This is a genomic window from Oricola nitratireducens (genome assembly GCF_014904745.1).
Classification (GTDB): Bacteria; Pseudomonadota; Alphaproteobacteria; order Rhizobiales; family Rhizobiaceae; genus Oricola; species Oricola nitratireducens.
Genome location: NZ_JACZCS010000048.1, coordinates 1 through 26,150 on the forward strand (window position 1 = coordinate 1; position 26,150 = coordinate 26,150).

General features: G+C 64.7%; 22 protein-coding genes. 3 read left to right on the forward strand and 19 right to left on the reverse strand.

The genetic code is table 11. From position 1 onward, the window contains the following. A partial coding sequence (locus tag IG169_RS19900; protein WP_193178016.1) for a BMP family ABC transporter substrate-binding protein occupies window positions 1–968 on the reverse strand: 968 nt, incomplete at its 3' end. Window positions 969–1,241: 273 nt separating this feature from the next. Between IG169_RS19900 and IG169_RS19905 the strand changes: the two genes are divergently transcribed. Both IG169_RS19905 and IG169_RS19910 read left to right on the forward strand, forming a co-directional pair. Next, a complete protein-coding gene (locus tag IG169_RS19905; RefSeq protein WP_193178128.1) occupies window positions 1,242–2,225 on the forward strand; it encodes a zinc-dependent alcohol dehydrogenase family protein in 984 nt (327 codons plus the stop codon). 174 nt (window positions 2,226–2,399) lie between these two features. Then, window positions 2,400–3,263: a Crp/Fnr family transcriptional regulator gene (locus IG169_RS19910; protein WP_193178017.1), complete on the forward strand. Its 864-nt coding sequence runs from the start codon at window positions 2,400–2,402 to the stop codon at window positions 3,261–3,263. A 12-nt stretch (window positions 3,264–3,275) separates the two neighbouring features. On the opposite strand, the gene IG169_RS19915 is transcribed toward IG169_RS19910, so the two are convergent. The 12 genes from IG169_RS19915 to IG169_RS19970 all read right to left on the reverse strand — a co-directional run bounded on the left by IG169_RS19915 (window position 3,276) and on the right by IG169_RS19970 (window position 12,954). Next, on the reverse strand, window positions 3,276–4,115 hold the full coding sequence (locus tag IG169_RS19915) for a F0F1 ATP synthase subunit gamma (protein ID WP_193178018.1): 840 nt from the start codon (window positions 4,113–4,115) through the stop codon (window positions 3,276–3,278). Next, window positions 4,115–5,659 carry a F0F1 ATP synthase subunit alpha gene (locus tag IG169_RS19920; RefSeq protein WP_193178019.1) on the reverse strand — a complete coding sequence of 515 codons (1,545 nt, stop codon included), beginning with the start codon at window positions 5,657–5,659 and terminating at the stop codon, window positions 4,115–4,117. Before IG169_RS19920 ends, IG169_RS19915 begins: the two co-directional genes overlap by 1 nt. Beyond that, window positions 5,646–6,389, reverse strand: coding sequence for a F0F1 ATP synthase subunit delta (locus tag IG169_RS19925; protein WP_193178020.1), 744 nt, complete (start codon window positions 6,387–6,389; stop codon window positions 5,646–5,648). The genes IG169_RS19920 and IG169_RS19925 overlap by 14 nt, the downstream gene beginning before the upstream one ends. Before the next feature lie 15 nt (window positions 6,390–6,404). Further along, window positions 6,405–6,650 (reverse strand): F0F1 ATP synthase subunit C, encoded by a 246-nt coding sequence (locus tag IG169_RS19930; protein ID WP_210326117.1) that lies wholly within the window; start codon window positions 6,648–6,650, stop codon window positions 6,405–6,407. After that, window positions 6,650–7,366, reverse strand: a complete 717-nt coding sequence (locus tag IG169_RS19935) for a F0F1 ATP synthase subunit A (RefSeq protein ID WP_343225683.1) — start codon at window positions 7,364–7,366, stop codon at window positions 6,650–6,652. Before IG169_RS19935 ends, IG169_RS19930 begins: the two co-directional genes overlap by 1 nt. Next, the gene (locus IG169_RS19940) at window positions 7,363–7,665 is read right to left on the reverse strand and encodes an N-ATPase subunit AtpR (RefSeq protein WP_193178022.1); all 303 of its coding nucleotides are present in this window, start codon (window positions 7,663–7,665) and stop codon (window positions 7,363–7,365) included. The genes IG169_RS19935 and IG169_RS19940 overlap by 4 nt, the downstream gene beginning before the upstream one ends. Next, window positions 7,662–7,952: an AtpZ/AtpI family protein gene (locus IG169_RS19945; protein ID WP_193178023.1), complete on the reverse strand. Its 291-nt coding sequence runs from the start codon at window positions 7,950–7,952 to the stop codon at window positions 7,662–7,664. The genes IG169_RS19940 and IG169_RS19945 overlap by 4 nt, the downstream gene beginning before the upstream one ends. Continuing rightward, on the reverse strand, window positions 7,949–8,401 hold the full coding sequence (locus tag IG169_RS19950) for a F0F1 ATP synthase subunit epsilon (protein ID WP_193178024.1): 453 nt from the start codon (window positions 8,399–8,401) through the stop codon (window positions 7,949–7,951). The genes IG169_RS19945 and IG169_RS19950 overlap by 4 nt, the downstream gene beginning before the upstream one ends. Beyond that, complete coding sequence (gene atpD, locus IG169_RS19955) at window positions 8,398–9,846, reverse strand: F0F1 ATP synthase subunit beta (protein ID WP_193178025.1); 1,449 nt, start codon at window positions 9,844–9,846, stop codon at window positions 8,398–8,400. The genes IG169_RS19950 and atpD overlap by 4 nt, the downstream gene beginning before the upstream one ends. 110 nt (window positions 9,847–9,956) lie before the next feature. After that, a complete protein-coding gene (locus IG169_RS19960) occupies window positions 9,957–11,093 on the reverse strand; it encodes an ABC transporter permease (RefSeq protein WP_193178026.1) in 1,137 nt (378 codons plus the stop codon). Continuing rightward, on the reverse strand, window positions 11,090–12,007 hold the full coding sequence (locus IG169_RS19965) for an ATP-binding cassette domain-containing protein (RefSeq protein WP_193178130.1): 918 nt from the start codon (window positions 12,005–12,007) through the stop codon (window positions 11,090–11,092). The genes IG169_RS19960 and IG169_RS19965 overlap by 4 nt, the downstream gene beginning before the upstream one ends. After that, window positions 12,004–12,954 carry an HlyD family secretion protein gene (locus IG169_RS19970; protein WP_193178131.1) on the reverse strand — a complete coding sequence of 317 codons (951 nt, stop codon included), beginning with the start codon at window positions 12,952–12,954 and terminating at the stop codon, window positions 12,004–12,006. Before IG169_RS19970 ends, IG169_RS19965 begins: the two co-directional genes overlap by 4 nt. 204 nt (window positions 12,955–13,158) lie before the next feature. Between IG169_RS19970 and IG169_RS19975 the strand changes: the two genes are divergently transcribed. Continuing rightward, complete coding sequence (locus IG169_RS19975) at window positions 13,159–15,471, forward strand: glycoside hydrolase family 15 protein (protein ID WP_193178027.1); 2,313 nt, start codon at window positions 13,159–13,161, stop codon at window positions 15,469–15,471. A gap of 114 nt (window positions 15,472–15,585) precedes the next feature. Here the strand turns inward: IG169_RS19975 and IG169_RS19980 are convergent, their stop codons facing one another. From IG169_RS19980 to glgB, 6 genes are read right to left on the reverse strand one after another with little or no spacing between them, the layout of a single operon-like run. Next, window positions 15,586–17,217 (reverse strand): alpha-D-glucose phosphate-specific phosphoglucomutase, encoded by a 1,632-nt coding sequence (locus IG169_RS19980; protein WP_193178028.1) that lies wholly within the window; start codon window positions 17,215–17,217, stop codon window positions 15,586–15,588. Window positions 17,218–17,226: 9 nt separating this feature from the next. Beyond that, window positions 17,227–19,143 (reverse strand): 4-alpha-glucanotransferase, encoded by a 1,917-nt coding sequence (gene malQ / locus IG169_RS19985; protein WP_193178029.1) that lies wholly within the window; start codon window positions 19,141–19,143, stop codon window positions 17,227–17,229. Then, on the reverse strand, window positions 19,140–21,230 hold the full coding sequence (glgX, locus tag IG169_RS19990) for a glycogen debranching protein GlgX (protein WP_193178030.1): 2,091 nt from the start codon (window positions 21,228–21,230) through the stop codon (window positions 19,140–19,142). The genes malQ and glgX overlap by 4 nt, the downstream gene beginning before the upstream one ends. Next, window positions 21,227–22,663 carry a glycogen synthase GlgA gene (gene glgA, locus IG169_RS19995; protein ID WP_193178031.1) on the reverse strand — a complete coding sequence of 479 codons (1,437 nt, stop codon included), beginning with the start codon at window positions 22,661–22,663 and terminating at the stop codon, window positions 21,227–21,229. Before glgA ends, glgX begins: the two co-directional genes overlap by 4 nt. Continuing rightward, window positions 22,660–23,916 (reverse strand): glucose-1-phosphate adenylyltransferase, encoded by a 1,257-nt coding sequence (gene glgC, locus IG169_RS20000; protein WP_193178032.1) that lies wholly within the window; start codon window positions 23,914–23,916, stop codon window positions 22,660–22,662. The genes glgA and glgC overlap by 4 nt, the downstream gene beginning before the upstream one ends. A 15-nt stretch (window positions 23,917–23,931) precedes the next feature. Further along, window positions 23,932–26,139, reverse strand: a complete 2,208-nt coding sequence (gene glgB / locus IG169_RS20005; protein WP_193178033.1) for a 1,4-alpha-glucan branching protein GlgB — start codon at window positions 26,137–26,139, stop codon at window positions 23,932–23,934. Window positions 26,140–26,150: the final 11 nt, after the last annotated feature.

Genomic DNA, 26,150 nt, shown 5'->3' on the forward strand with positions numbered 1-26,150 from the left:
AGATCGGCGGGCACTGCATCCTCGAAATCGTGGAACGGGGCGAGGCCGACGCCGCCGTTGGCGAATGTACCGACCAGCACACCGCCCTTGAAGGAGCCGTCGGAGACCTCCTTGATCGCCTGATAGACGGTGGCGTCGACATTCTTCTGAACCGAGGTCAGGATGACGCCCTTGTGTTCGGGATCGGTCAAGTACCAATCGGCGTCGACACCGACAATCTTCAGCTTGTCGGGACCGAGTTCGGCGGCAAGCGCCGCGGAACCAATGCCGACGGGGCCTGCGACCGGCATGACAATATCGGCGCCTTCATCGTAGAGGTTCTGGGCAAAATCACGGCCGTCGGAAAGCGACTCAAAGTTGCCGACGAAAAGGCCTTCCTTCGTTGCGGGATCCCAACCCAGCACCTTCACCGACGCGCCCTTCTGCTTATTGTAGTATTCCGCGCCCCACACGAAGCCGTCCATGAAATCGGTCACTGGACCACCGATGTTGATACCGCCGAAGGTGCCGATCACGCCAGTCTTGCTGACACCGGCCGAGACGTAGCCGGCAAGGAAAGCCGCCTCGTGAGTGGCAAACACCTGGCCAAGGACGTTCGGGATCGCCGGATCGTAGGCGTAGTCGACGATGGAGAATTTCTGGTCCGGATTGGCTTCGGCGGCCGCCTTGGTGGCGTCGCCGAGCAAGAAGCCGACCGTCACGATAATTGCGCAGTCCTGGGACAAGAGCGAGTTGATGTTGGGAACGTAGTCCGTTTCGGCATTGGACTCCAAGACCTTGGCTTCCATACCGAAGTCCTTGGCAGCGCGCTGCGCGCCTTCCCAGGCCAACTGGTTGAACGACCGGTCATCCACACCGCCTGTGTCCGTCACCTGGCAGGCGTTGGAGGCGAATGCCATCGAAACCGAGCCGAGGAGAAGAGCCGTCGAGACGACCGTGCCGCCCATTATCCTGCTGAAATTTTTCATCACTTCACTCCTTCAAAAAACCAGAACCGCAATACAAGCCGAACTTTTCGCCGTTGGGAAGTGATGACTTTTACATCTCTTTTTCCCGAACCGCTTTTTCCGTCCCGTCGGCGCCACCGTAGCACGGCTACGACGTGTATCAACGGTCAAGTTGATCGCCGTCATTGAACCGGCCCGCATTCATTCGCTACAGTTATTCTTCAAAAGAAACATGACGTTGCGTGTTTCACGCACCGAACGCGTTTCGATCCGGAAAACGGAAGCAAGATCATGATGCGGGCAATGCAGTTTGAGGGGGTTGGCAAGCCGCTGAAGATGGTTGAGCGCGAAGTTCCCGCGCCCGGCCCGGCGCAATTGCTGGTCAGGATTTCCGCCTGCGCCGTCTGCCGGACCGACCTTCATCTCATCGACGGCGATCTGCCCGACCCGAAGATCCCGGTGGTTCCAGGCCACGAGATTGTCGGCCACGTGCTGCAAACCGGCGACGGCGTCTCGGATTTCGCCGTCGGCCAGCGCGTCGGCATTCCGTGGCTCGGCCATGTCTGCGGGCATTGCCATTTCTGCGACAGCGGGCGCGAGAACCTGTGCGACGAGGCCAGGTTCACCGGCTACCAGATCGACGGCGGCTACGCGACGCATGCGGTTGCCGACGCCGACTTCTGCTTTGCCCTGCCGGACAGCTACGACGACGCGCATGCGGCGCCGCTTTTGTGTGCCGGGCTGATCGGACACCGCTGCCTTAAGGCAGCGGGCGAGGCGCGGCGCATCGGCATCTACGGTTTCGGCGCGGCCGCGCACATCATCACCCAAGTGGCGATCGCGGAAGGCCGGGAGATCTATGCCTTCACCAGCCCGGGCGATACAACGGCGCAGGACTTCGCGCGGTCACTCGGCTGCGTGTGGGCCGGCGGTTCGAACGCGTTTCCGCCGGTCCCGCTGGAAGCCGCGATCATCTTCGCGCCGGTCGGGCCGCTCGTGCCGGTCGCGCTTGAGGCCGTCGAGAAAGGCGGCACCGTTGTCCTCGGCGGAATCCACATGAGCGACATCCCGTCGATGCCCTACCGCATCCTGTGGGGCGAACGGGTTGTCCGCTCGATCGCCAACCTGACGCGCGACGATGCGCGGGAATTCATGCAGATCGCCGCACGCGTCCATATCGATACGTCGGTGACCACGATGCCGCTGGAGCAGGCGAACGAAGCGCTTGCCAGGCTCCGCGCGGGCAATGTCAGCGGAGCCATCGTGCTCGTGCCCTGAAGGCGCCGGCTGTCATATCCGTATCGCGAATATCGGATTACTTGACCGCGACCGCGCGACAATTTCGCGACATGGGAAGTTTTCGCCCATTTTACGCCGCGGGTATGTCCGTATATGGAAATAATGGCATATTACTGTTGCATATTTTGAAAGAGTGCAATCCCTGGATCCGCGATGAACTTTCTTTCCGCAACGAGGCCCGCCACATCGAAATGCGACGTCTGCCCGGTTCGGGAGAACGGGATTTGCGGTGCCGCCGACCGGCAGGCGCTCGCCGAACTCGACCGGCATTCGCACCTGAAAAATTTCGAGCGGGGCCAGACGATCATGTCGCCGGAGCATAACCCGCCCTTTGTCGGCATTGTCGTGCAAGGCGTGGTCAAGCTGGTGAACAACCGCGCCGATGGCGGCGAAAGCATTGTCGGCCTGCTTTACCCCTCCGCCTTTTGCGGACGCCTGACGACGGAAAGGCTCGGCTTTTCCTGCGAGGCCGTCACGGATGCGGCGATCTGCTGCATCGACCGGACGGTCTTCGACAAGCTGCTGGCGGCGCAGCCGGCAATCGAGGCGCGCCTGCTCAAGGCCACGATGGACGAACTGGACTGGATGCGTGTCTGGCTCGCGCTGATATCGGGACGCACGACCATGCAAAGGCTGACCACCTTCCTGGCCGTCATGGCTTCGCGCGCCGGCACGAGCACCGGCCAAGAGACGGCGACGCGCGACGGAGCATATGTCAAGCTGATCCTCGACCGGCGCGACCTCGCCGAAGTACTCGGCACTACCGTCGAGACGCTGAGCCGGAATTTCCAGTCGCTTGCGCGACAAAACATCATTGAGGTCAAGGGATCGCGGCTGTTTCGCGTCATCGACCAGAATCGGCTGATCTGCGAGTCCGGCGAAACCGGGCGCACCATTTCCAGGGTCGCGGAGGGCCGCCCCTATATCGATCCGGACAGCGCCCGCCCTTGCGGCACGTCTTCGACTGCGGCGGATCGCGATCTGGAAGACGTGAGCGACAAGCGACGCGTCGGGTAACCTGCGCCGGGATCAGGACGCGCCGGACGACAGTTCGATGATCTCGGTGGTCGTCTCTTCCTGGCGCGCCTGGTGGAACTTGCGCTGCAAATCCTGGGCGATGTGCTTCACATTGGAGCGCGCCCGCGTCATGGCGTTCATGCGGGCATCGTTCTCGGCGGCAAATCCGAGCATCAGCGCCTCGCAGATCTCGGTAAAGACATACTCCTCGACAAGGCGCGCGATCAGCAATTGCGGGTCGATCATGGTGAGTGGCGGAACGAGGCTCTGGGCCCGCTCGATGCGGCTGAAATCGAACGGCATCAGCGTCCGCACGGTCAATGCCTGTCCGGACGAGTCCGGATCGACATAGACAACGCTGACGCTCTGCACCTCGCCGCTGTCGAGTCGCGAAAACAGCGCATCGACGATGTTGCTGGCAAGCGCCGGCACTTCCGCCGCATGGGCGACCATGCTGGCCGACCAGTCCGGCGTGATGCCGCGCTCGGCGAACTCCGACAGGCAACGCTGGCCGACGAGCATGAAGCAGCGGTTTTCTCCCTTCTCGCCGAGTTCGAGTGCGCCGGAGACGATCCTCTCGTTGTAGAGGCCACTGAAGCCCTGCGCCGCGCCAACCACGATCCGCAGATGCCTGATGGCTCCGCGCGGCGGTGGCCCGGATTCGCCGGCCGGCGCCATCGACAGGGCTTCGGCCATGGACCGGGCTACCGTCGCCTCGTGCTCGCGGATGGCGCGCAGGTGCTTGCGGGCCTCCTGGGCATGAGCGGCCGCCATCGCCCGCATGGCGACAATGACGCCCTCGATCTGGCCGACATTGGCGATCCGGTCCCTGATTTCGTCGAGATGGGGCATCAGCCGGGCGCCGCGGGCACGGGCTTCTGCGCCCTTGCTGCCGCCTGCCGGACGCAATCGACGAGGATAGCGCGAATCTCCTCGGTGAGTTTCTGCGGATCGGCCCGGAATTCGGCGAGCGCGGGATTGGCGCTGATGACGGCGGGCAGGATGTCCTTGACCGTCTCGATGGCATCGAGCGGCACGTCCTCGAGCGTGCCGGCGTCGAGCGCCGCGAGCAACGCCACCTGGTCCGCTGGGCCGAGAGGTGAAAGACGGCGCTGCGCCAGCAACGCCCCGATGCGGTCGCCATGGGCAATGCGTTTTTTCAGCGATTCGTCGCCGAATCCGCCAAAGCGCGAGAACACCCGCAGCTCGAGATATTGCGCGTAGTCGAGGCGCACCTTTCCGGCGACCTCCTTGAGGGCATCGGTCTGCGCCTTGCCGCCGACGCGGCTGACCGACAGACCGATATCGACGGCGGGGCGCTGATTGGCCGCGAACAACTGGTTCGACAGGACGATCTGGCCGTCGGAGATAGAGATCAGGTTGGTCGGGATATAGGCCGACAGGTTTCCGGCCTCGATCTCCGCAATCGGCAGCGCGGTGAGCGAACCTCCGCCCTTTGCCGGAGACAGCTTGGCGGCACGTTCGAGCAGGCGCGCATGCAGGTAGAATATGTCGCCGGGATAGGCTTCGCGGCCCGGCGGCTGGCGCGCCAACAATGCCAGTTCGCGGTGGGTCACGGCATGCTTGGTCAGATCGTCGAGGACGATCAGCGCATGGCCGCCCCGGTCGCGGAAATATTCCGCGACGGTCATGCCGGCGAAGGGTGCGAGCCAGCGCAGGCCGGGTTCGGCCGTCGCCGGCGCAACGACGAAGACGCAGCGTTCGGGCGCGCCCTTTTCGCGGATAGCATCGATCGCGCGGCGCACGGCGGTCGTCCGCTGGCCGATGGCAACATAGACGCAGACGAGGTCGCTGTCTTTCTGGTTGATGATCGTGTCGACGGCGATCGACGTCTTGCCGGTCGCACGCTCGCCGATGATCAGTTCGCGCTGGCCGCGCCCGATCGCGAAGAGCGCGTCGATGACCAGGATTCCCGTTTCGACGGGCTCGGAGACGAAATCGCGGTCGATGATGGACGGGGCGGGCTTCTCGATCAGTTCGTAGCCGGCCGCCTCGACCGGTCCGCCCTCGTCGAGCGGGCGGCCAAGCGGGTCGATCACCCGGCCGAGAAGGCCTTCGCCGACCGGTATGCTGACAAGGGCATGAGTGCGGTGGACGGGATCGCCCGCTTCGATTTCGACGCCGGGATCGAGCAGCGCCGCCTGCAGGCTGTCGACATCGAGATTGAGTACAAAGGCGCGGCTGCCATCCTCGAAGGCCAGCAATTCACCGAGGCGCGCCGAACCGAGGCCGGAAACATGGATGAGCCCGTCGGCGATCTGGGTGACGCGACCGATCGCTTCGGCCTCCGGACCGAGCTGGACGCGGTCGATGACCCCGAACAGGTTCTCAAGCGCCGTTTCGCCGGCGGGTTTGCGGGGATCAGGCTTGTTCATCGCTGGCCAGAGCCTCCGCCACGCGCCCCAGGTCGGCGGCGAGCGAGTTGTGGACCACGCCGTGGCGCGAACGCAGTTCGAGCCCGGCGATCAGCGAGGGATCGACCTCGACCGGAAGCTGCCCGTCATGCGGCACCGCCGAGGCGATCTTCTTCGTCACCGCCGCCAATTCCGCCTTGCTCAATTCTCGCGGCGCGACAAGCCGCAGATCTTCGCCGGCGGCAAGCACCGCGGCCCGTTCGTCCGCGCCAAGCGCGGCAAGCGCCTCGACCAAACGTTCGGCATAACCGTCGATGCGCGCGTCGGCGGGCAGGCTGTCCATGAGCCGCCGGGTAATGGCAACCGACAATTCGGATGCCCGCCTGATGCGTTGCTCGCGTTCCTCCTCGGCGGCCTGTTCGGCGGCGGCGCGCACCTTGCCCACGACCTCGTCGGCCTGACGCCGGGCCTTCATCAGCAAGTCCTTCTTCTGCGCTTCGGCCTCGGCGCGAGCGTTTTCCAGCAAATCGACCCGCTCGGCGTGGATGCGGTCGCGCTCGGCGCGGGCCTCGGCCTCGGCTTCGTCGGCGGCTTTCCTGGCCTTCCCGGCGTCTTCAAGGACACGCGCCGTCTCGGCCTTGCGCTCGTCGATGATGCGCGCGACGGGGCGGAACAGGAAGCGGGCGAGAAGCCACAGCAAGACCCCGATATTGACGACCTCGAAAAAGAAGGTCCACCAGTCGAACTCCATGAAAACAGGACTTTCCTAGAGGGTATAGGGATTGGCGAAGAGCAGCAGCAGCGCGATGACGAGACAGTAGATCGCCATGGTCTCGATCATGGCGAGGCCGACAAAGAGCGTGCGCGACAATGTTCCGGCGGCTTCGGGCTGGCGCGCGATCGCGTCCATGGCGGCAGCCACGGCGCGTCCCTCGGCGAGCGCCGGGCCGATAGCGCCGAACGACACCGCCAGCGCGGCGGCAATGATGCTCACGATCTTGATATAGTCCATCAGTCGGTTTCCTTTCGAATGTCCTTGCCGCTTTCCGGCAGGCGTGCCGCGCCATTGCCTTCACCGACGGCCGCGCCGATGAAGACCGTGGCGAGCACGGCAAAAATGTAAGCCTGGACGGCGCCCGTCAGCAGGTCGAGCGCCATCAGCGGGATCGGTACGAGGAGGCCCGCGAGCGATAGCACGATGCCGATGACGAAGACGCCGCTCATCACGTTGCCGAACAGGCGCACCATCAGCGAGAATGTGCGGGTGATCTGTTCGATGAGATTGAGCGGGATCATCACCCATGACGGTTCGGCGAATGTCTTCAGGTAGCCCAGCGGACCGTTGACGCGGATGCCGTGATAGATCGTTGCCACAAAGACGACGAAAGCGAGCGCGGCGTCGGTTTCCAGATGCGCGGTCGGCGGCTCGATATGCGGCACCAGCGACGTCCAGTTCGCCGCGAGTATGAACAGAAACAGCGTTCCGACCAGGACGCGGTAGGGCGCGGGATCGCGCTGCATCGTCCCTTCGATCTGCGCGTCGACCGTGATGACGATCAGCTCCAGCACCGTCTGTACCGAACCGGCCACGAAACGCAAACGGCGCGTCAGCAGGACCGCGGCAAGCGTCAGCCCGGCCATCACGAACCAGGTCGTCACGACGATCGTGGTGACCGGGACCGGCCCGATATGGAAGGCAACCTGAACGGAAAGCGGAGAGTCGTTCACAGTTCGGCCTCCGTTTGCGACAGGACACGGCGGCGCGCCAGCAGGATGCCGGCGGCGCCGGCGATCAGGACATGAGCGCCCCATCGCGTAAACAGGAAGAGAAGGCCACCAAGGACCGCAAGCCGTGCGACCTGAATAAGAACGGCGGTCCAGTCGCCGTCAAGGATGCGCTTCGCCACCGTCTTCAGCGACCGGAAATGGAACAGGCCCGCGCCGTAACCCACCGCAAGCGCGATCAGCGCCGCCGCGATCCAGGCGGGCGAAAAGGCAGTCAGGTCGTGCGGCGCAAGCAGGTTCATTGTTCACGCATCCAGCGAAAGGCGAGCCACAGGCCGAGAGCGGCACCCAGCATGGTCATCGCGGTGGAAAAGACTATGCCGGTATGAAACATCCTGTCGATCCAGTGGCCGAGCAGAACGGCACCCAGCACCGGCGTGACGATCATCCAGCCGAGAATGCCGATCTGGCCGAAACGGCGGGCGAGCGACGGTTCCGGGTCCCTGACCAGGAGTTCGTCGCGGTCGGCGGCCTCGCGCGCAGCCTGGCTCAGATGGTTCTGTTCTTTCGCCTTCTTGTCGTCGCTCATTGGAATATCTCGTCCATTGAGGAGCTGACGGACATGCCGTGGTCGGTGGACAGATGGCGCATGATTTGCCGGATCGCACGCGCATGCAAGCGCGCCTGGCTGACGCGGGCTGTACTCGCGGCCTGGGATTCGACCGCACGTTTCTGTTCCACTTCCGTTTCCAGCGCGAGCAGATCGGCGCCGACGACACCTTCGCGGCAGGCGATGCGGATCGTTTTTCCGTCCTCGACCGTGATGACGCCGCCATAAAGCGCGCAGAAGCGCCAGTCATCGCCGGCCTCGCGCCAGCGCACGACGCAGGACTTGAGCACGCTCAGGAGATTGGCGTGGCCCGGCAGGATGCCGAAATCGCCGCTGTCGTCGGCGGCGCGAAACGAGGTGACCTTGTCGGCGCTGACGACGACCTGCAGCGGCGTCGTGACGATCAGCGACATGGTGTGCCTGGTCATGCCGCAGCCTTTCCGGCCTTCTTGCGCGCCGCCATCTCCTTTTCGCGCGCCTCTTCCAGATTGCCGATCATGTAGAGCGAACCTTCCTCCCAGTCGTCGCATTCGCCGTCGAGGATGGCGCGGCAGCCGGCAACCGTGTCGGCAACAGACACCGAGCGGCCGGGCGCGCCGGTAAAGGCCGCGGCGACGAAAAAGGGCTGGGTGAGAAAACGCTGCAGGCGTCGGGCGCGCCCGACGGCGCGGCGCTCCTCGGCGCCAAGCTCCTCGACGCCGAGAAGGGCAATGACGTCGCGCAGTTCGCGGTAATGCTCGATCACCTCGCGCACCCGGCCGGCGACATCGGCGTGCTCCTGGCCGATGACCAGCGGATCGAGCAGGACGGACGTCGTGGCGATCGGATCGATCGCCGGATAGATGCCTTCGGCGGCGAGCTGGCGCGACAGCACAACCATGGAATCGACATGGCTGGCAATCGCGCCGACCGCCGGATCAGTGAAATCGTCGGCGGGCACATAGACCGCCTCGATGGCGGTCACCGAGGCATTGCCGACCGAGGCGATGCGCTCCTGCAGGTCGGCAACCTCGGTTTCCAGCGTCGGCTGATAACCGACACGCGACGGCATGCGCCCGAGCAGGCCGGAGACCTCCGACCCCGCCTGGATGAAGCGGAAGACATTGTCCATCAGGAGAAGCACATTGCGTGCCTTCTCGTCGCGGAAATATTCCGCGACGGTCATCGCCGTCAGCGGCACGCGCCAACGCGTGCCGGGCGGCTCGTTCATCTGGCCGTAGACCAGAACCGTCTGGTCGAGGACGCCCGAGCTTTTCATCTCGTTGAGCATCTCGTGGCCCTCGCGGCAGCGTTCGCCGACGCCCGCGAAAACGGAAATGCCCTCGTAGCCCGACACCATGGCGTGGATCAGCTCCATCACCAAGACCGTCTTGCCGACGCCGGCGCCGCCGAACATCGCCGCCTTGCCGCCCTGGGCGAGCGGTGCCAGCAGATCGATCACCTTGATCCCGGTTTCGAAGATGTCGGTCGCGGCCGTCTGACGCGCAATCGTCGGCGCAGGACGATGGATCGGGCGGCGCGGCGTCTCGGGGCCGAACGGTTCGCCGTTATCGGCAGGATCGCCAAGCATGTTGACCAGGCGCCCGAGCACGGTCTCGCCGACCGGGGCCATGACCGGGTTTCCGGTCAGCGTCACCGGCGCGCCGCGCCACAGGCCCTGGGTCGGTTCCAGCGCGATCGCGCGGACCAAGGTCTCGCCGAGATGCGCCTGCACCTCGGCAACGATGGTGGTCGCGCCGGCATTGACGAGGACCGCCTCGTTGATCTCGGGCAGACCGCCCTCGACCTCGATGTCAAGCACGGGCCCGCGCACGGCGACGACGCGGCCGGCGCGCTGTGCCGCAACGGGAGGTTTCTTCGTCCCGTCAGCCACTTGCCTGCTCCATTCTCGTCCGCCCCGGTTGCGATCGTTTCATGCATGGTAATGCGATTCAACGCCCGCCACCACATTGACCTTCGTCAATCGACGAGAAGGAACCGGTATCAGTCGAGGGTACGGCGGAAGCGGAGCAACGCGATACCGGACAGGACCAGGACGAAGAGGATCAGCGCGGCGATATGGTTGGCTACCGTGTCGAAGGTCGCGCCCTTGAGCATCACCGCGCGCACCATGCGCAGGAAATGGGTGAGCGGCAGCAATTCCCCAAGCCATTGCGCCCAAACGGGCATTCCGCGGAACGGGAAGACGAAGCCGGAGAGCAGGATCGACGGCAGGAAGAAGAAGAAGGTCAACTGCATCGCCTGCATCTGCGTGCGCGCAAAGGTGGAAATCGTGTAGCCGAGCAGCACCAGCGCCAGGACGAAGATCAGCACACCGGCGAGCAGCAGGCCGAGTCCGCCGACGAAGGGTACGGAGAACAGCACCTTGGCGGCGACGAGAATCACCGCGACCTGAACCGCGCCGACGATGAGATAGGGCAGGATCTTTCCGAGCATGATTTCCAGCGGCGTCGCCGGCAGGGAGAGCAGGTTTTCCATGGTACCGCGCTCGAGTTCGCGGGTCAGAGCGATGGAGGTCATCATCACCATGGTCATTTGCAGGATCACCCCAAGGAGACCGGGCACGACGTTGTACTGGGTGATGCCTTCGGGATTGTAGCGCTTGTGCACGACCACCTGGAGCTGGCTGTCCAGCGCGGCTGCGGCCTCTGCGGCGGCCGGTTGCTCGCGCAGCAACGCCTGGGCGGCAACGGTGCCGAGCGTGGAAACGGCGCCCGAGGCAACGGAGGGATCGGTCGCGTCGGCCTCGATGAGAATCTGCGGATGATCGCCGCGCTGGACGCGGCGGGCAAAGTCCGACGGAATCGTGACGACAAACGATACCTCGCCCCTCTCGAACAGCTTCTCGGCTTCCTCGGCAGTCTGGACGATGTGGTTGAAGTGATAGTAGCCGGTCATCTCCAGCGCCGTGACCATGGCGCGGGTGTAGTGATCCTGGCTGGTCGTCACCAGCGCGGTCGGCAGGTGCTTGGGATCGTTGTTGATCGCGAAACCGAACAGCACCAGCAGGATCAGCGGGATACCGAGCATCATGGCGAAGGTGATGCGGTCGCGCCGCATCTGGATCGATTCCTTGTCGAGGATCGCGCCAAGACGACGGAAGGAGAATCCGGGAATCACGACGGCTGCCCTCCCGGGTTGCCCATGAGCTGGATGAAGACGTCCTCGAGGCTGGTGACGCCCGGACGCGCGGTGACGCCGTCCGTCGCCAGCTTCTCGATTGTCTGGCGCAACCGGTCCGCGTCGCGGCCGACCACATGCAGCGTGGTGCCGAAGGGCGCGACCTGATCGACGCCCGGCGCGCCCTGCAGCTCATGCATGATCTGCGCGAGGCCGGTCCCTTCGAGAACGTAGGTGGTCAATCCGGCTTCCGAGACGACCTCGTCGACCGTGCCGCTCGTCAGCACCTTGCCGTGGGAGATATAATGGATGCGATGGCAGCGCTCGGCCTCGTCCATGTAGTGGGTCGAAACCAGCACGGTTATGCCGCCGGCGGCGCGTTCGTGGATCTCGTCCCAGAATTCGCGCCGCGCCTTCGGATCGACGCCGGCGGTCGGTTCGTCGAGCAGCAGCAGTTTCGGCTTGTGCATGACGCAGGCGGCAAGCGCGAGACGCTGTTTCCAGCCGCCCGACAGCTGGCCGGCAAGCTGGCGGCGACGCTCGGTCAGTCCGAGATCCGCCAGCGTGTCGCGGACATAGGTCCGCACGGGATGGAGTTCGTAGAGCCGGGCGACGAAATTGAGGTTCTCCTCGATCGACAGATCCTCGTAAAAGGAGAAGCGCTGCGTCATGTAGCCGACCTCGCGGCGGATGCGCCGGCCCTCGTTGCGAATGTCGAAACCGAGAACCTCGCCGTCGCCCTCGTCCGGCGTCAGCAGGCCGCACATCATGCGGATGGTCGTGGTTTTGCCGGAGCCGTTCGGGCCGAGGAAGCCGGAGATTTCGCCTTCCGCGACCTTCATCGAGACGTGGTCGACGACGGCGCGCCCGGAATAGCGCTTGACCATGTTCCGGACATCGATGACGTCCACTATTTCTGCTCCGGAATGATGGCGTCGACGATCTGGCCGGGTTTCAGCGCGCGCGCCGTCTCGTCCGGCCGCGCCTCGACGAGATAGACGAGCTTCTGGCGGTTATCGAGCGAATAGATGACGGGCGGCGTGAATTCGGGCTCGTCGGAGATATAGCTGATTGTCGCATGCATGCCCGGAGTGCAGCCGTCGCAGCGCACGTCGAGCTTCGTCCCGACCGAAATCGAGGACAGCGCGGTTTCCGGCACATAGACGCGCAGCTTGGTCGCCCCGTCGGGCAGAACCGAAATGATCGGCGCCTGCGGGCCGGCCGTGTCGCCGTCATTGCGGATCACGTCGAAGACCATGCCGTCCACCGGCGATTCCACCGTTCGCTTGCCGAGCCGCCATTTGGCGTTGTCCAGAACCGCTTGGGCCTGGTCGACGGCGGCCTCTGCCGCCGCGATGGCGTCGGGGCGCGCCGGCAGTTGCACGACGGCGAGATTGGCCTCCAGTTCGGCGGTTTTGGCGTTCGCCAGTTCCAGACTGGTGGCCGCGGAGTCGTAACTCGCCTGCGAGGTGATTCCCTGCGCCAGCAGGTCCTTCTGGCGGGCGAGAACCCGGCGCGCCTCGTCGGCCTGGGCGCGCGCCGAATTGAGCGAAGCCCTGACCATCTGGATTTCCTCGGGCCTCTTGCCGACCTTCAGGTCGGAAACCTGACTCCTCGCCTGCGCCAGAGAGGCTTTCGCCTGGGCGACGGCGATCTCGGCTTCCTGACGCTCCATGCGGGCAAGAACCTGGCCGGATTCGACACGGTCGCCGCGGCGGACCTCGACGGATTCGATCTGCGCGGCCTCGATGGGCGCGATCAGGACATAGTCACCTTCGACATAGCCAACGGCGGCGCCGCTCGGCTCCGCGCAGGCAGTGAACAGGCTAGCCACGAGCGGAAGCGCGCACAACAGTCCCATCATCGGCTTATCATCCTTGCGTCGCAGTTCGCGGAATCGGGTTCGCGGAGCAACCTATACGATTTTGGGGCGCCTGCACCAGCCCTTATTGAACTCATGGGTCATTAATTATTTGTGAGGCTTTTGGACCATATTCGGCTTTGCCGGCGCCACAATCGAAGACTAGTGTCAGGCCATGTGCGGAACCGGAAAAAGACGGCCACGATGAGCGCGGAACCGGAACCGCCGGGCAAGCCCGGCATCGATCCGACATGGTCGTCAAGCGCCAAGGACGCCGTCTCGACAGCGCTCGGAACGAGCCGTATCTGGGCGACCTTCGGACACGGAATCGTCAACGAAGTCTACTGGCCGTCGACGGGCCATCCACAAATCCGCGACCTGGGTTTCATCGTCGCCGGTCCGGACGGCTGGACAGAACTCAAGCGCGCATACCGATATTCGATCACGACGCCGCAGGCCTGCGTGCCCCTGCCGCATGTCGTTCACGAAGGTGATGGCTTCCGGCTCGAGCTGGAGTTTCTCGTCCATCCCCTGCGCGATGTGCTGATGATCCGCCACACGCTGTACGGCGACGGATTTCGCCTCTATGCCCTGCTCGCGCCGCATCTGGCGGGGGCGCGCAACAACAGCGCACTGGCCGGCGAGGATCTCCTCGCCCGTGACGACGGAACGGCGTTGTGCCTGCGCAGCGATGCCGGCTTCTCGCGCACCAGTGTCGGCTATGCCGGCTTTTCAGACGGATGGCAGGACTTCGCCCGCAACGGCGCGATGACGTGGACATATCGGCATGCCGGGGATGGCAATATCGCGATGATGGGCGAACTCCCGGTCGCGTCGGGCACGATGGCGCTTGGCTTCGCGGAAACGCCGGAAGGCGCGCGAACGCTCGCCCGGTCCAGCCTTGCCGACGACTACGACGAAACGCGGCGCATCTTCGTCGAGCAGTGGGAAAACTGGGCCCGGACGCTGAGCCTGCCCGACACGTCGCCCGGCATGGCGCGTGAAGCGGAACTGTCGGCCACCGTCATCAAGGTGCATGAGGACCGCACCTATGCCGGCGCGATCGTCGCCAGCCTGAGCGTGCCGTGGGGCAACCGCCACGACGACACCGGCGGATATCATCTCGTCTGGACGCGCGACACGGTGGAGGCATCGCTCGCGATGATCGCGGTCGGGCAGGTCGACGACGCGTTGCGCACGCTCGATTACCTCATCGGCACGCAGGCCGACGACGGAAGCTGGCCGCAGAATTATTTCCCAGACGGGCGCGGTTACTGGAGCGGGCGCCAGCTCGACGAGGTGGCGCTGCCGATATTGCTGGCGGCAAAGCTGAACGCGCGCGGCCGATCGCACCATTCCGACGCTGCGGACGCGATGGTGGGGAAGGCGGCGGAGTTCCTTGCAAGAAACGGCCCGATCAGCCCGCAGGACCGCTGGGAGGAAAATGCGGGCGCAAGCCCGTTCACGCTCGCCGTTTCGATCTGTGCGCTCGTCGCCGCATCCGAAGCGTTCGGGGACGCCGAGCGCGACTACCTGCTGTCGCTCGCCGACAGCTGGAACGAATGCATCGAGGAATGGACCTATTCGGACGGCGGGCCCTACTGCGCCGATTATGACGTCGACGGCTACTATGTACGGCTGGCGCCACCCGAGAACGAGGGCGGGCTTCACGCCACGATCAGCGTGCGCAACAGGGTGCAAGGCAGCATTCCCGCCAGCGATATCGTCGGGCTGGAATTCCTCTATCTGGTCCGCACCGGGCTGCGCGCAGCCAACGACAAGCGCGTGACCGACACGGTCAAGGTCATCGACGCGATGCTGCGCGCCGATACGCCGAGCGGTCCGTGCTATTACCGCTACAATGGCGACGGATACGGCGAACACGAGGACGGGTCGCATTTCGACGGCACCGGCGTCGGACGGCCGTGGCCGCTCCTGACGGGCGAGCGCGGCCATTACGCGGTCGCTGCGGGCGAGGATGCCTCACCCTATCTCGACGCCATGACCCGCATGACCAGTCCGGGTGGCCTGATCCCCGAGCAGATCTGGGATAGTGCACCCATCCCGGAGCTGGGCCTCGAACCGGGAAAACCGGCCGGCAGCGCCATGCCGCTGGTCTGGGCGCATGCGGAATTCCTGAAACTGCTCGCCGCGCAGGCCAACGGACGGCCGGCGGAACTGCTGGATGCGGTCGAGAATCGCTACGGCGGCAAGTGGCGCGGCGCGACGCGCTGGCACTGGCGCGAGACGTGCCCGTTCAGGACCCTGCCCGCCGGCCGGGCGCTGCTGATCGAGGCGACCGAACCCTTTGTGCTGCACTCGGGCCGCGACGGCTGGGATCTCGCCGCGGACCGGCGTTCGGCGCCGACCGCCTTCGGATTTCACGGAGTCGAATTCACCGCCGCGCAACTCGCAAAAATCGGGAAACTGAAATTCACGTTCTATTTTCCCGAACGTGACGCATGGCGCGGCGTTGATTTCGAGATCGCGATCGGCGGTCGACCGGACAATCTTTAGCCGGCAAATTATGAAACGCTGGAGCACGCCCATAAAAGCTTTCCGGACCGTTGCACCCTGCACCAGCTCAGTCAGGAAATTCGGATATCGTCCGATAGCCGGCTAACAATTCTTTCAGGTGCGGACGTCAGGCTCCGACCGGCCGGTGAAACGGGTAATCCCGCCGATCTCGTCGGCGGCGGATATCACGGCCGACAGCGCCTCCTGGGCGTCCCGATGCATCTTCGCCGGATCGGACTCGACGTCCTCGAGATAGACGCGTAGCGTCGCGCCGACGGTTCCGGTACCGGACAGGCGATAGACGATGCGCGCGCCGCCCTCGAAGGCCACGCGGATGCCCTGATTTTCCGACCGCGAACCGTCGACCGGATCGTCATAGGCGAACTCGTCCGCCGTCTCGACCGTGAGCCCGGAAAAGACCTTGCCGGGCAGATCGGCGAGCCTGGCGCGCAGATCATCCACCAGCGTGTTCGCCTTGTCCGTCTCGACGCCTTCGTAATCGTGGCGCGAATAGTAGTTCCGGCCGAATTCGGACCAGTGTACCGTCATCATGTCGGCAACCGCCTGGCGTTTGACGGCGATGATGTTGAGCCACAGCAGAACGGCCCAGAGACCGTCCTTTTCGCGGACATGGTCGGAGCCCGTGCCGGCGCTCTCCTCGCCGCACAGCGAGACGCGGCCGGCGTCGAGCAGATTACCGAAGAACTTCCACCCGGTTGGCGTCTCGTAGCAATCGAGCCCCTTGGCGGCGGCGACGCGGTCGAGCGCGCGGCTGGTCGGCATGGAGCGTGCGACGCCTTTCAGCCCCGCAGCGTAACCCGGCGCCAGATGGGCGTTTGCGGCCAGCACGGCGAGGCTGTCCGACGGCGTCACGTAGATGCCGCGGCCGACGATCATGTTGCGGTCGCCGTCGCCGTCCGACGCCGCGCCGAAATCCGGGGCGTCGGCGGCGAACATGGCGTCCATCAGCTCCTTGGCCCAGATCGGGTTCGGGTCGGGATGGCCGCCGCCAAAATCGGGCGACGGGACGGCGTTGACGACGCTGCCCGCCGGTGCGCCGAGTTTTTCCTCCAGGATCGCCTTCGCATAAGGTCCGGTGACCGCATGCATGGCGTCGAAACGCAGCCGGAAGCCGGACGCGAGAAGGCCGCGGATGGCATCGAAGTCGAACAGTGTTTCCATCAGCGCCGCATAGTCGGCGACGGGATCGACGATCTCGATCTCCATGCCGGCAAGCCGCATGGCGCCCAGCCGCGACAGGTCGATGTCCTGGGTCTCGACGATATCGTAGGACGTTACCTGTCTGGTTGCCTCGAAGATGCGGTTGGTGACGTCCTCCGGCGCCGGACCGCCGTTCGGCGTGTTGAACTTGACGCCGAAATCCTCTTCCGGCCCGCCGGGATTGTGGCTTGCCGACATGATGATGCCGCCGCCGGTCTTGCGGATACGGATCAGGTTGGAGGCAGCCGGAGTCGACAACAGCGCATTCTGGCCGACGATGACCTTTTTCGCGCCGCTCGCCGCCGCCATGCGCAGGATCACTTGGGCGGCGCGGTCGTTGAAGTATCGTCCGTCACCGCCGAGGACGAGCGTCTTGCCGGCTACGCCGCCGATACCGGCCCAGATCGCCTGGACGAAATTCTCCAGATAGTGCGCGCCCATGAAGACGCGGGTTTTCTTGCGCAATCCGGAGGTGCCGGGCTTCTGCCCCTCGATCGGCGTCGTCTGGACGGTGATACGCTGCATCCATTCCTCCTATCGCCCTGACCGGGCCATGATGTCCGCCGTGCGCCGGAACCGTTCGTCATCCGCGAAGCAGGACGCTGCAACCGGCAGGCGGCGGCGCCAGTTCGCATGTTCGAAGACGGTGCCGGGCAGATTGGCCTGTTCCTCGACCCCCAGAATATCCTCAACCTGCAGCGCGACAAGCCGTGAACTGGCATTGGCCAGAAAGGCGTGCATGGTGTCGGGCGATCCGGAATGATCGCCGACCATGTCATCGAAGGCCGCGACATCGCCGTGGCGCTGTTCGGTTTCGAACTGCGCGGCGCCCGGATCCATGTGCCCGAGCCTCTCGCGCCACGCGATATCGAGCCCCTTGCGCCAGCCCAGCCAGGTCGGCAGGTCGTGCGACGCAAACGAGGCCAGCGTCTGCGCGTCGTAGGACGAGGATGGCAGAAAGCCGCGCGAGCCGTGCCAGTCGCGCTCGAAGATCGCGACGCGGCAGCCGAGAATGCCCGACGTGTCGAGGTCGGCGCGCAGTCCTTCGGGGATGTTGCCGAGGTCTTCGCCGATGATCGCCGCGCCGGCGCGCGCCGCCTCGATGCGGGCGACCGCCAGCATCGCCGCCTTCGGCATGGAGACGTAGAGGCCAGGCAATCCCTCTGGACACCAGAAAGCGCGGTCGAAGCCGAGGATATGGTCGATGCGCAAAAGGCCCGAAAAACGGAACTGCTCGCGCAGCGTCTCGGCGAGCACGCAGAACCCGGTATCGGCAAGCGCGCGCGGCGACAGTGGCGCGACGCCCCAGACCTGGCCGTCCGGCGAGAACGCGTCCGGCGGCGCGCCGAGCGACACGCCGCGCGCAAACAGCGACGGATCGGCCCAGGTCTCGGCCCCGGCCGGATGAGTGCCGACGGCAAGATCGAGATAAAGTCCGTAATGCATGCCGGCATCCTGCGCCGCCTTCTGCGCGCCGCCGAGTTGCGTTTCCGCGCGCCATTGCAGCCAGGCATGGAAGCGAACGTGATCGGCATTGGCCGCAGCGAAGTCCTGCACCGCCACGTTTCTCGGATCGCGCAATTCCTCCGGCCAGTCGGTCCAATAGGCACCATGGACGCCGGACAGGGCCTGGTGGATCGCGAAGCGGGCGAGTTCCTCGCCACGCGCCGCGCGCCATGCCGCGAAAGCCGGATCGCTACCGCCCGCCGCAAAACGGGCATAATCCGCTTCCAGCGCATCGCGCCTTGCGGCGAGCGCGGCGGGATAATCGATCAGGTCGCCGTCGCAGGTTCCGGCATCGCCCTCGACCGCGATGTGATTGACGTTCAGGTGCCGTCGGCTCGACGGCGCGTAAGGGCTAAAATTGAGCGGGTCTTCCGGAAAACCGGCGTGAACCGGATTGATGCCGAGAAAGGACGCGCCGAGGCCGCCGAGCGTTCGCGCCGCGCGGGCCAGATCGCCGTAGCTGCCGAGTCCGCCGCCCGACTCCGGCTTCAGGCCGTAGAGCGGCGCCATGACGCCCCAGGCGCGCGGCGGTTCATCGAGACGGTCGGGCGCGACGAGCAACGTCGTCGTGTCGTCACCGACATGAAGCGCGTGGCGTCCCGCCGGAAGCCGCTCGAATTCGATCCGGCCGTCTGACCGGCCTTCGGCGGCATCGCCGTTTTCGAAATGCAGCCGCCACTCGGGCGACCCATCGCCGCAGAATTCGATATGCGTCGGTCGGTCAGCGGATAGTACCAACCATTCGGGCAACCGGCGACGGGCACGATCCTCGCGCAGGAAATGCACGTTTTCCCAGGCCGCGGCATCGTTATCGGCGCCGTATCCGAGCGCGGCCAGCACGGCCCGCAGGCTTTCCGCCGGCGCTTCGCGCCACTGGTTCGAACCGTCATTGTAGCGCCAGACCAGCCCGGCTTCGGTGGCCAGGGCCTCCAGCGCCTCGCTCACGCCGCCTTCTCCAGAACCAGGACGACGACCGATTCCTCGGTAACGGTAATCTTGCCGCCGTGAACGGGTTTCGCTTCCGTATCGGGATGGGCGGTGTCGATCTGCAGGCACCAGATCTGGCCGGGCGGCTCCTGCGGGACGATGACCTCGGTGGCCGGCCCGGCGTTGAAGACGGCGAAGATCGCGTATTCGAGCGCGGCGTAACGCGGCGTGCCGGACGCGGTGCGCATCTCGACGCAAACAAGGCGCAACTGGGGATCCTCCCAGTCGGAGCTGGCCATCGGCTCGCCGTCGGCGCGCCGCCAGAACAGGTCTTCCTTGCCGTCGATGACGCGCTCGCGGGCATGCAGGAAACGCTTCTGGCGCAGGATCGGATGGGCCTTGCGGAACGCGATCATGTGCCGGGTGAATCCAAGGAACGCCTCGTCGGCGTTGTCCCAGTCGATCCAGCTCGTCTCGTTGTCCTGGCAATAGGCGTTGTTGTTGCCGCCCTGGCTGTGTCCGACCTCGTCGCCGGCGAGGATCATCGGCGTGCCCTGGGCAAGCAGCAGAGTCGCCATCATGTTGCGGCGCCGGCGGGCGCGCGCCGACAGGATGGCGATATCGGCGGTCTCGCCCTCGATGCCCATATTGTCGGAAAAATTCTCGTTGTGGCCGTCGGCGTTGTGCTCCCCATTGGCCTCGTTGTGCTTGTGGTTGTAGGCGACGACATCGGCCAGCGTAAAGCCGTCATGGGCGGAGATGAAGTTGACCGACGAGGTCGCCGGCCGGCCGGAATGATCGAACTGCAGCGCCGATCCGGTCAAGCGGTCGGCGAGATCCGGCGCACGGCCCGGATCGCCGCGCCAGAACCGGCGCACGCCGTCCCGGAAGCGATCGTTCCACTCCATGAAGGGCGGCGGAAAGGCGCCGAGCTGATAGCCGCCGGGACCGATGTCCCAGGGCTCGGCGATCAGCTTCACCCGGGCGAGGACCGGGTCCTGGCGCACCGCGTCGAAGAATGAGGCGCCGCGATCGAAGCCGGCGTCGGTGCGCCCGAGCGTCGAGCAGAGGTCGAAGCGGAAACCGTCGACATGCATGTACTCGACCCAGTAGCGCAGCGAGTCCATCACCATGCGCAGTACCATGGGATGATCGAGGTTGAGCGTGTTGCCGGTGCCGGTGTCGTTAACGTAGTAGCGCGGATTGCGTTCGAGCCGGTAGTAGCTGCGATTGTCGAGGCCGCGGAACGAAAGGGTCGGGCCGAGTTCGCTGCCCTCGCCGGTGTGGTTGTAGACGACGTCCATCAGGACCTCGATCCCCGCGGCATGAAACCGCGCCACCATGGTCTGGAACTCGGCGATCGAGGAGTCGTTGAGGTAACGCGGCTCGGGGGCGAAGAAACCGATCGTCTGGTAGCCCCAGTAATTCGTCAAATTCTTCGCCGTCAGGAACTGGTCGTCGAGGAAGGCCTGCGACGGCAGAAGCTCGATCGAGGTGATGCCGAGCTTGACCAGGTAGTCGAGCATCGGCTCCGACGACAGGCCGAGAAAGGTGCCGGGCGGCGTCGCCGCCGGATGCCGCTGCGTCATGCCCTTCACATGCGCCTCGTAGATAACCGTCTCGGCGACAGGCACGTTCGGCGCGCAATCCTCACCCCACGAAAAGGCTGGATCGGCGACGACGCATTTGGGCATGAAGGGCGCACTGTCGCGCGTATCGAAGCTCAGATCGTCGCGTTTGGACCCGGCCTCGTAGCCCATCAGAACGGTCGACCATTTCGGGTGGCCGGTCAGCCGCTTGGCGTAGGGATCGAGCAGGAGCTTGTTCGGATTGAAGCGGTGTCCCTCGTCGGGGCGGTAGGGACCGTGCGCGCGGTAGCCATAGAGCTGGCCCGACCGCAGGCCCGGAACGTAACCATGCCAGACATCGCCATCGCGCTCCGGCAGGTCGATACGGGCAGTTTCCTTCTTGCCGTCTTCGGAGAACAGGCACAGCGTCATGCTGCTCGCATGTTCGGAGAACACCGCGAAATTGACCCCGTCGCCATCAAAGGTCGCACCGATGGGCGCCGCACTACCGGCGCAAATCGTGAATTCGTCACTCATGTGCTCGAACCGAGGCTTTCATAAAGCGCGGCATAGCGCGGCGCGGATGCTGCCCAGCCGACGGGATGGCGCATCGCGTTGCGTTGCATGCGATCCCAAACCGGTTTGTCGGCGTAAAGGTCGCAAAGCTGCAGAAGCGCGCCGGAAAGCGCGCCGGCATTGACCGGGTGGAATTGCAGCCCGGTGGCGACGCCGGCCGTGATCGCCGCGTCGTTTGCGGGAATGATGGTGTCGGCGAGCCCGCCCGTCAGCGCGACGACCGGAATCGTGCCATAGCGCAGGCCGTAAAGCTGGGTCAGGCCGCAAGGCTCGAAACGCGACGGAACGATAACGGCATCGCCGCCGGCCATCAGGCGATGCGACAGTTCGTCGTTGTAGCCGATATGCACCGAAACCTCCGGCATGGTATCCGCCGCCTTGAGCCAGGCCTTTTCGAGCTCGGCCTCGCCGGACCCCAACATCGCCACCTGACCGCCGCGCTCAACGAAGGCCGGCAGCGCCTGCAACAGGACATCGAGGCCCTTCTGGTGGGTCAGGCGCGAGATGACGACGGCAAGCGGCCCGTCCTTGGCGGCAAGGCCCAGTTCCGTAATCAGCGCCGTGCGATTCTCCGCCTTGCGCTTGGGCGACTTGTAGCGCGACACCTGCGGATCGGTCTGGGGATTCCAGACGGTTTCGTCGATGCCGTTGAGGATTCCGACCAGATCCGCCTGACGCGCGCGCAGCACGCCATCGAGCCCCATGCCGAAATCGGGCAACATCAGTTCGCGGGCATAGGTCGGGCTCACCGTCGACAGCTTGTCGGCGAAGACGAGGCCGGCCTTCAATGCATTGATCTGGCCGTAATATTCGAAGCCGTCGGGATGAAACCCCCATTGCGGCAGCCGCAGATCCTTGAGCCGCGCGACGGGAGCCATGCCGTGAAAGGCTATGTTGTGGATGGTCAGGAGCGTCCCGACCTGGTGCGACGCTTCCATCTCGCGCAGATAGATAGGTGTGAGCGCGGCCTGCCAGTCATGCAGATGCAACACCTCCGGCCGCCAGTCCTTGATCCCCTCGACCGCGATCCGCGCCGCGACCCAGCTCAACGCGGCGAAGCGCTCCGGATTGTCCGTCCAGTCGCGCCCGTCGGGACCGAGATAGATCGAGCCTTCCCGGTCATAGAGATGCGGCGCGTCGAGGATCAGCAGATCGACACCGGCCACCTTGGCGGCGATCACCCGCGCCGGTCCGCCCATGAGAGCGTCGTCGCTCCAGACCTCGCTACCCTTGCGACCGAGCACCTTCATGACGGCCGGATAACCTGGCAGGAGCGTACGTAATTTCCAGTCTTGCGCCGCGAGCGCGCCAGGCAGCGCGCCGACGACATCCGCGAGGCCTCCGGTCTTGACCAGCGGCGCACATTCCGACGCCACCGACAGGGCATTTCTCATCCGGCGGCTCTCCTGTCGAGCATATCCTGGGTGATCAGGGTTATTCCGTTCTCGCTGACGCGGAACCATTTCGCGTCCTCTTCGGGATCTTCGCCGACGACGAGACCGGTCGGGATGACCACGCCTCGGTCGATGACGACGTTTGTCAACCGCGCCGACCGTTCGATGACGGCGTAGGGCAGCACGACCGCGTGGTCGAGAACGGAGTAGGAATTGGAGTGAACGCCGGTGAAGAGGAGCGAGTTGCGCACCTCGGTACCGGAGATGATGCAGCCACCGGAGACGAGGCTGGAGACGGCGGTGCCGCGGCGCGTTTCCTCGTCATGGATGAATTTCGCCGGCGGCACGCTTTCCGAATAGGTCCAGATCGGCCAGTTGCGATCCCACAGGTCGAGGTCGGGATTGAAGTCCGTGAGGTCGATATTGGCCTTCCAAAACGCATCGACCGTGCCGACATCGCGCCAATAGGCCGGTGCTTCCGGCACGTGCCTGACGCAGCTCTGGCCGAAACGATGGGCGACGGCCTTGCCCTTCTTGACGATTTCCGGGATCAGATCGCCGCCGAAATCATGCCTCGAATCGGGATTGTCGGCGTCTGCAAGCAGCAAGTCGCGCAGGAAAGGCCAGGAAAACACATAGATCCCCATCGAGGCGAGCGCGACGTTCGGGTCTTCCGGCGTACCCGGCGGATCGGCGGGCTTTTCGAGAAAAGCGGTGATGCGATCCTTCTCGTCGATGGCCATGACGCCGAAGGCGCTGGCCTCCTCGCGCGGAACCGTCAGGCAGCCGACCGTCACGTCCGCGCCGGTCTCGACATGCTGGCGCAGCATGATCTCGTAGTCCATCTTGTAGACGTGATCGCCAGCAAGGATGAGAACGTAGTCGACGTTATAGCTGTCGACGATGTCGATGTTCTGGGTCACGGCATCGGCCGTTCCGAGATACCACTGGTTTTCCTGAACGCGTTGTGAAGCCGGCAAAATATCGAGATATTCGTTGCGTTCCGGGCGAAAGAAGTTCCAGCCGCGCTGACAATGGCGAATTAGCGAATGCGCCTTGTACTGGGTCGCGATCGCCATCTTGCGAATGCCGGAGTTGAGGGCGTTGGACAGGGCGAAGTCGATGATGCGCGTCTTGCCGCCGAAATAGACCGCGGGTTTCGCCCGCTTGTCGGTCAGTTCCTTCAGGCGACTGCCGCGGCCTCCGGCAAGGACAAAGGCCATGCTTCTGTTCGTCAGGCGGGAAAATTCCATGATTGCTTCTCCTCCCTAGGTCTGCCCGTCATAGGTCAAGAAAACGGCCGAAAGCGGCGGCAGTGTCACCGGCGCCGAGGCCGGCTGGCCATGGCGACCCCGGGCCGTCGCCGTGACGTCGCCCATATTGCCGCGATTGCCGCCGCCGTAGATGCCTGCGTCGGTGTTGAGCGCCTCGCGCCACTTTCCCTGCAACGGGAGACCGCAACGCCAGTCGCGCCGTTCAACCGGAGTGAAATTGCATATCACGACCACCGGCGGATCGTCCGGCCCGCCGCGCCTGATCCAGGCAAAAATGGAACCGTCGGCATCATTGGCCTCGATCCACTGGAAACCGTCACTGTCGCAATCCTTAACATGAAGCGCCGGTGTCGCACGGTAGAGCGTATTCAGATCGCGGACCAGCCGCTGCACACCATGATGGGCGGGACGTGACGCCGCATCCCAGTCGACCTCGCCGGCCTGGCTCCATTCCGACGGCTGACCGAATTCGCAGCCCATGAAGAGCAACTTCTTGCCGGGATGCCCCCACATGAAGCCGTAATAGGCGCGCAGATTGGCGAAACGCTCCCAGTCGTTGCCGGGCATACGGCCGAGCATCGACCCCTTGCCGTGCACGACCTCGTCGTGACTGATCGGCAGGATGAAGTTTTCCGAAAAGGCGTAGTGGAGCCCGAAGGTCATCTGGTGATGATGGTACCTGCGGTGGATGGGCTCGCGCTTGATGTAGTCCAGCGTGTCGTTCATCCAGCCCATGTTCCACTTGTAGCCAAAGCCGAGGCCGCCTGTGTCGACCGGACGCGAAACGCCGGGATAGCTCGTGCTCTCCTCGGCGGCGGTCATGATGCCCGAGACCTCACCATAGACGGTGGTGTTCATGCGCTGAAGCATCGAGATGGCTTCGAGGTTTTCACGCCCGCCATGAACATTGGGGATCCACTCGCCCTCCTTGCGCGAATAGTCGCGGTAGAGCATCGAGGCCACGGCATCCACCCGCAGGCCGTCGACGTGGTATTCCTCAAGCCAGTAGAGCGCGTTCGAGATCAGGTAGTTGGCAACCTCGACACGCCCGTAATTGAAGATCAGCGTGTTCCAGTCCTTGTGGAAGCCCTCGCGCGGGTCGGCGTGCTCGTAGAGCGGCGTGCCGTCGAAATGCGCCAGACCGTGCGCGTCGGTCGGGAAATGGCCGGGCACCCAGTCGAGGATGACGCCGATGCCCTTGTCGTGCGCCGCCTCGATGAGATCGCGGAACTCGTGTGGCGGACCGTGGCGGATCGTCGGCGCGTACAGGCCGACCGGCTGGTAGCCCCAAGACCCGTCGAATGGATGCTCGCTGAGCGGCAGGAACTCGATATGGGTGAAGCCCATGTCGTGGACATAGTCGACGAGTTCAATCGCCGCCTCCCTGTAGGAGATCATGCGGTTGTCCTCGTCATGACGGCGTTTCCAGGAGCCGAGATGGACTTCGTAAATGGTGATCGGCGCCGTGTGGGCGTTCCTGCCGGTACGGTCGCCCATCCAGGGGCCGTCTTTCCAGCCAAAACCGGAAATGTCGCGCACGATCGAAGCCGTATGGGGCGGATGTTCGGCGCCGAACCCGATCGGATCCGCCTTCAGCGGCTGCACCGCGCCGTCGGGTCCAACGATACGGTACTTGTAACGAGCGCCCTCGCCGACCTCGGGAATGAAGATTTCCCAGACGCCCGTCGATCCGCGGCGGCGCATGACATGGCGCCTTCCGTCCCACCAGTTGAAATCGCCGACAACGGATACGCGCCTTGCGTTCGGGGCCCATACCGCGAAATGCGTGCCGCGGGTGCCTTCGTGCGTCATCAAATGCGCACCGAGGACCGCCCACAATCGGCGATGCGTGCCCTCTCCGATCAGATACTCGTCCATCTCGCCGATGACCGGGCCGAAGCGGTAGGGATCGTCATAATCCCATGTCTGGCCGTTCGCGGAGCCATGCAGGCGGTACGGCTTGCGGCCGGGAATCTCGCCGAAAAAAACGGACGGGACATCGGGCACCGGCGAAAGCTCCGCCATGGCGCCGTCGATCTCCGCCGACAGCGAATCGGCGCCCGGATCATAGGCGACGAGCCAGGTTTTCTTACCGATTTCATGCGGGCCGAGGACCGCGAACGGATCGTCATGCGTGCCATCGGCGATTTGCCGCGCCACGGCCGGAGGAACAAGCTTGTCGATCGGTTTCGCGGCCTTCATGGGGCCAGCGT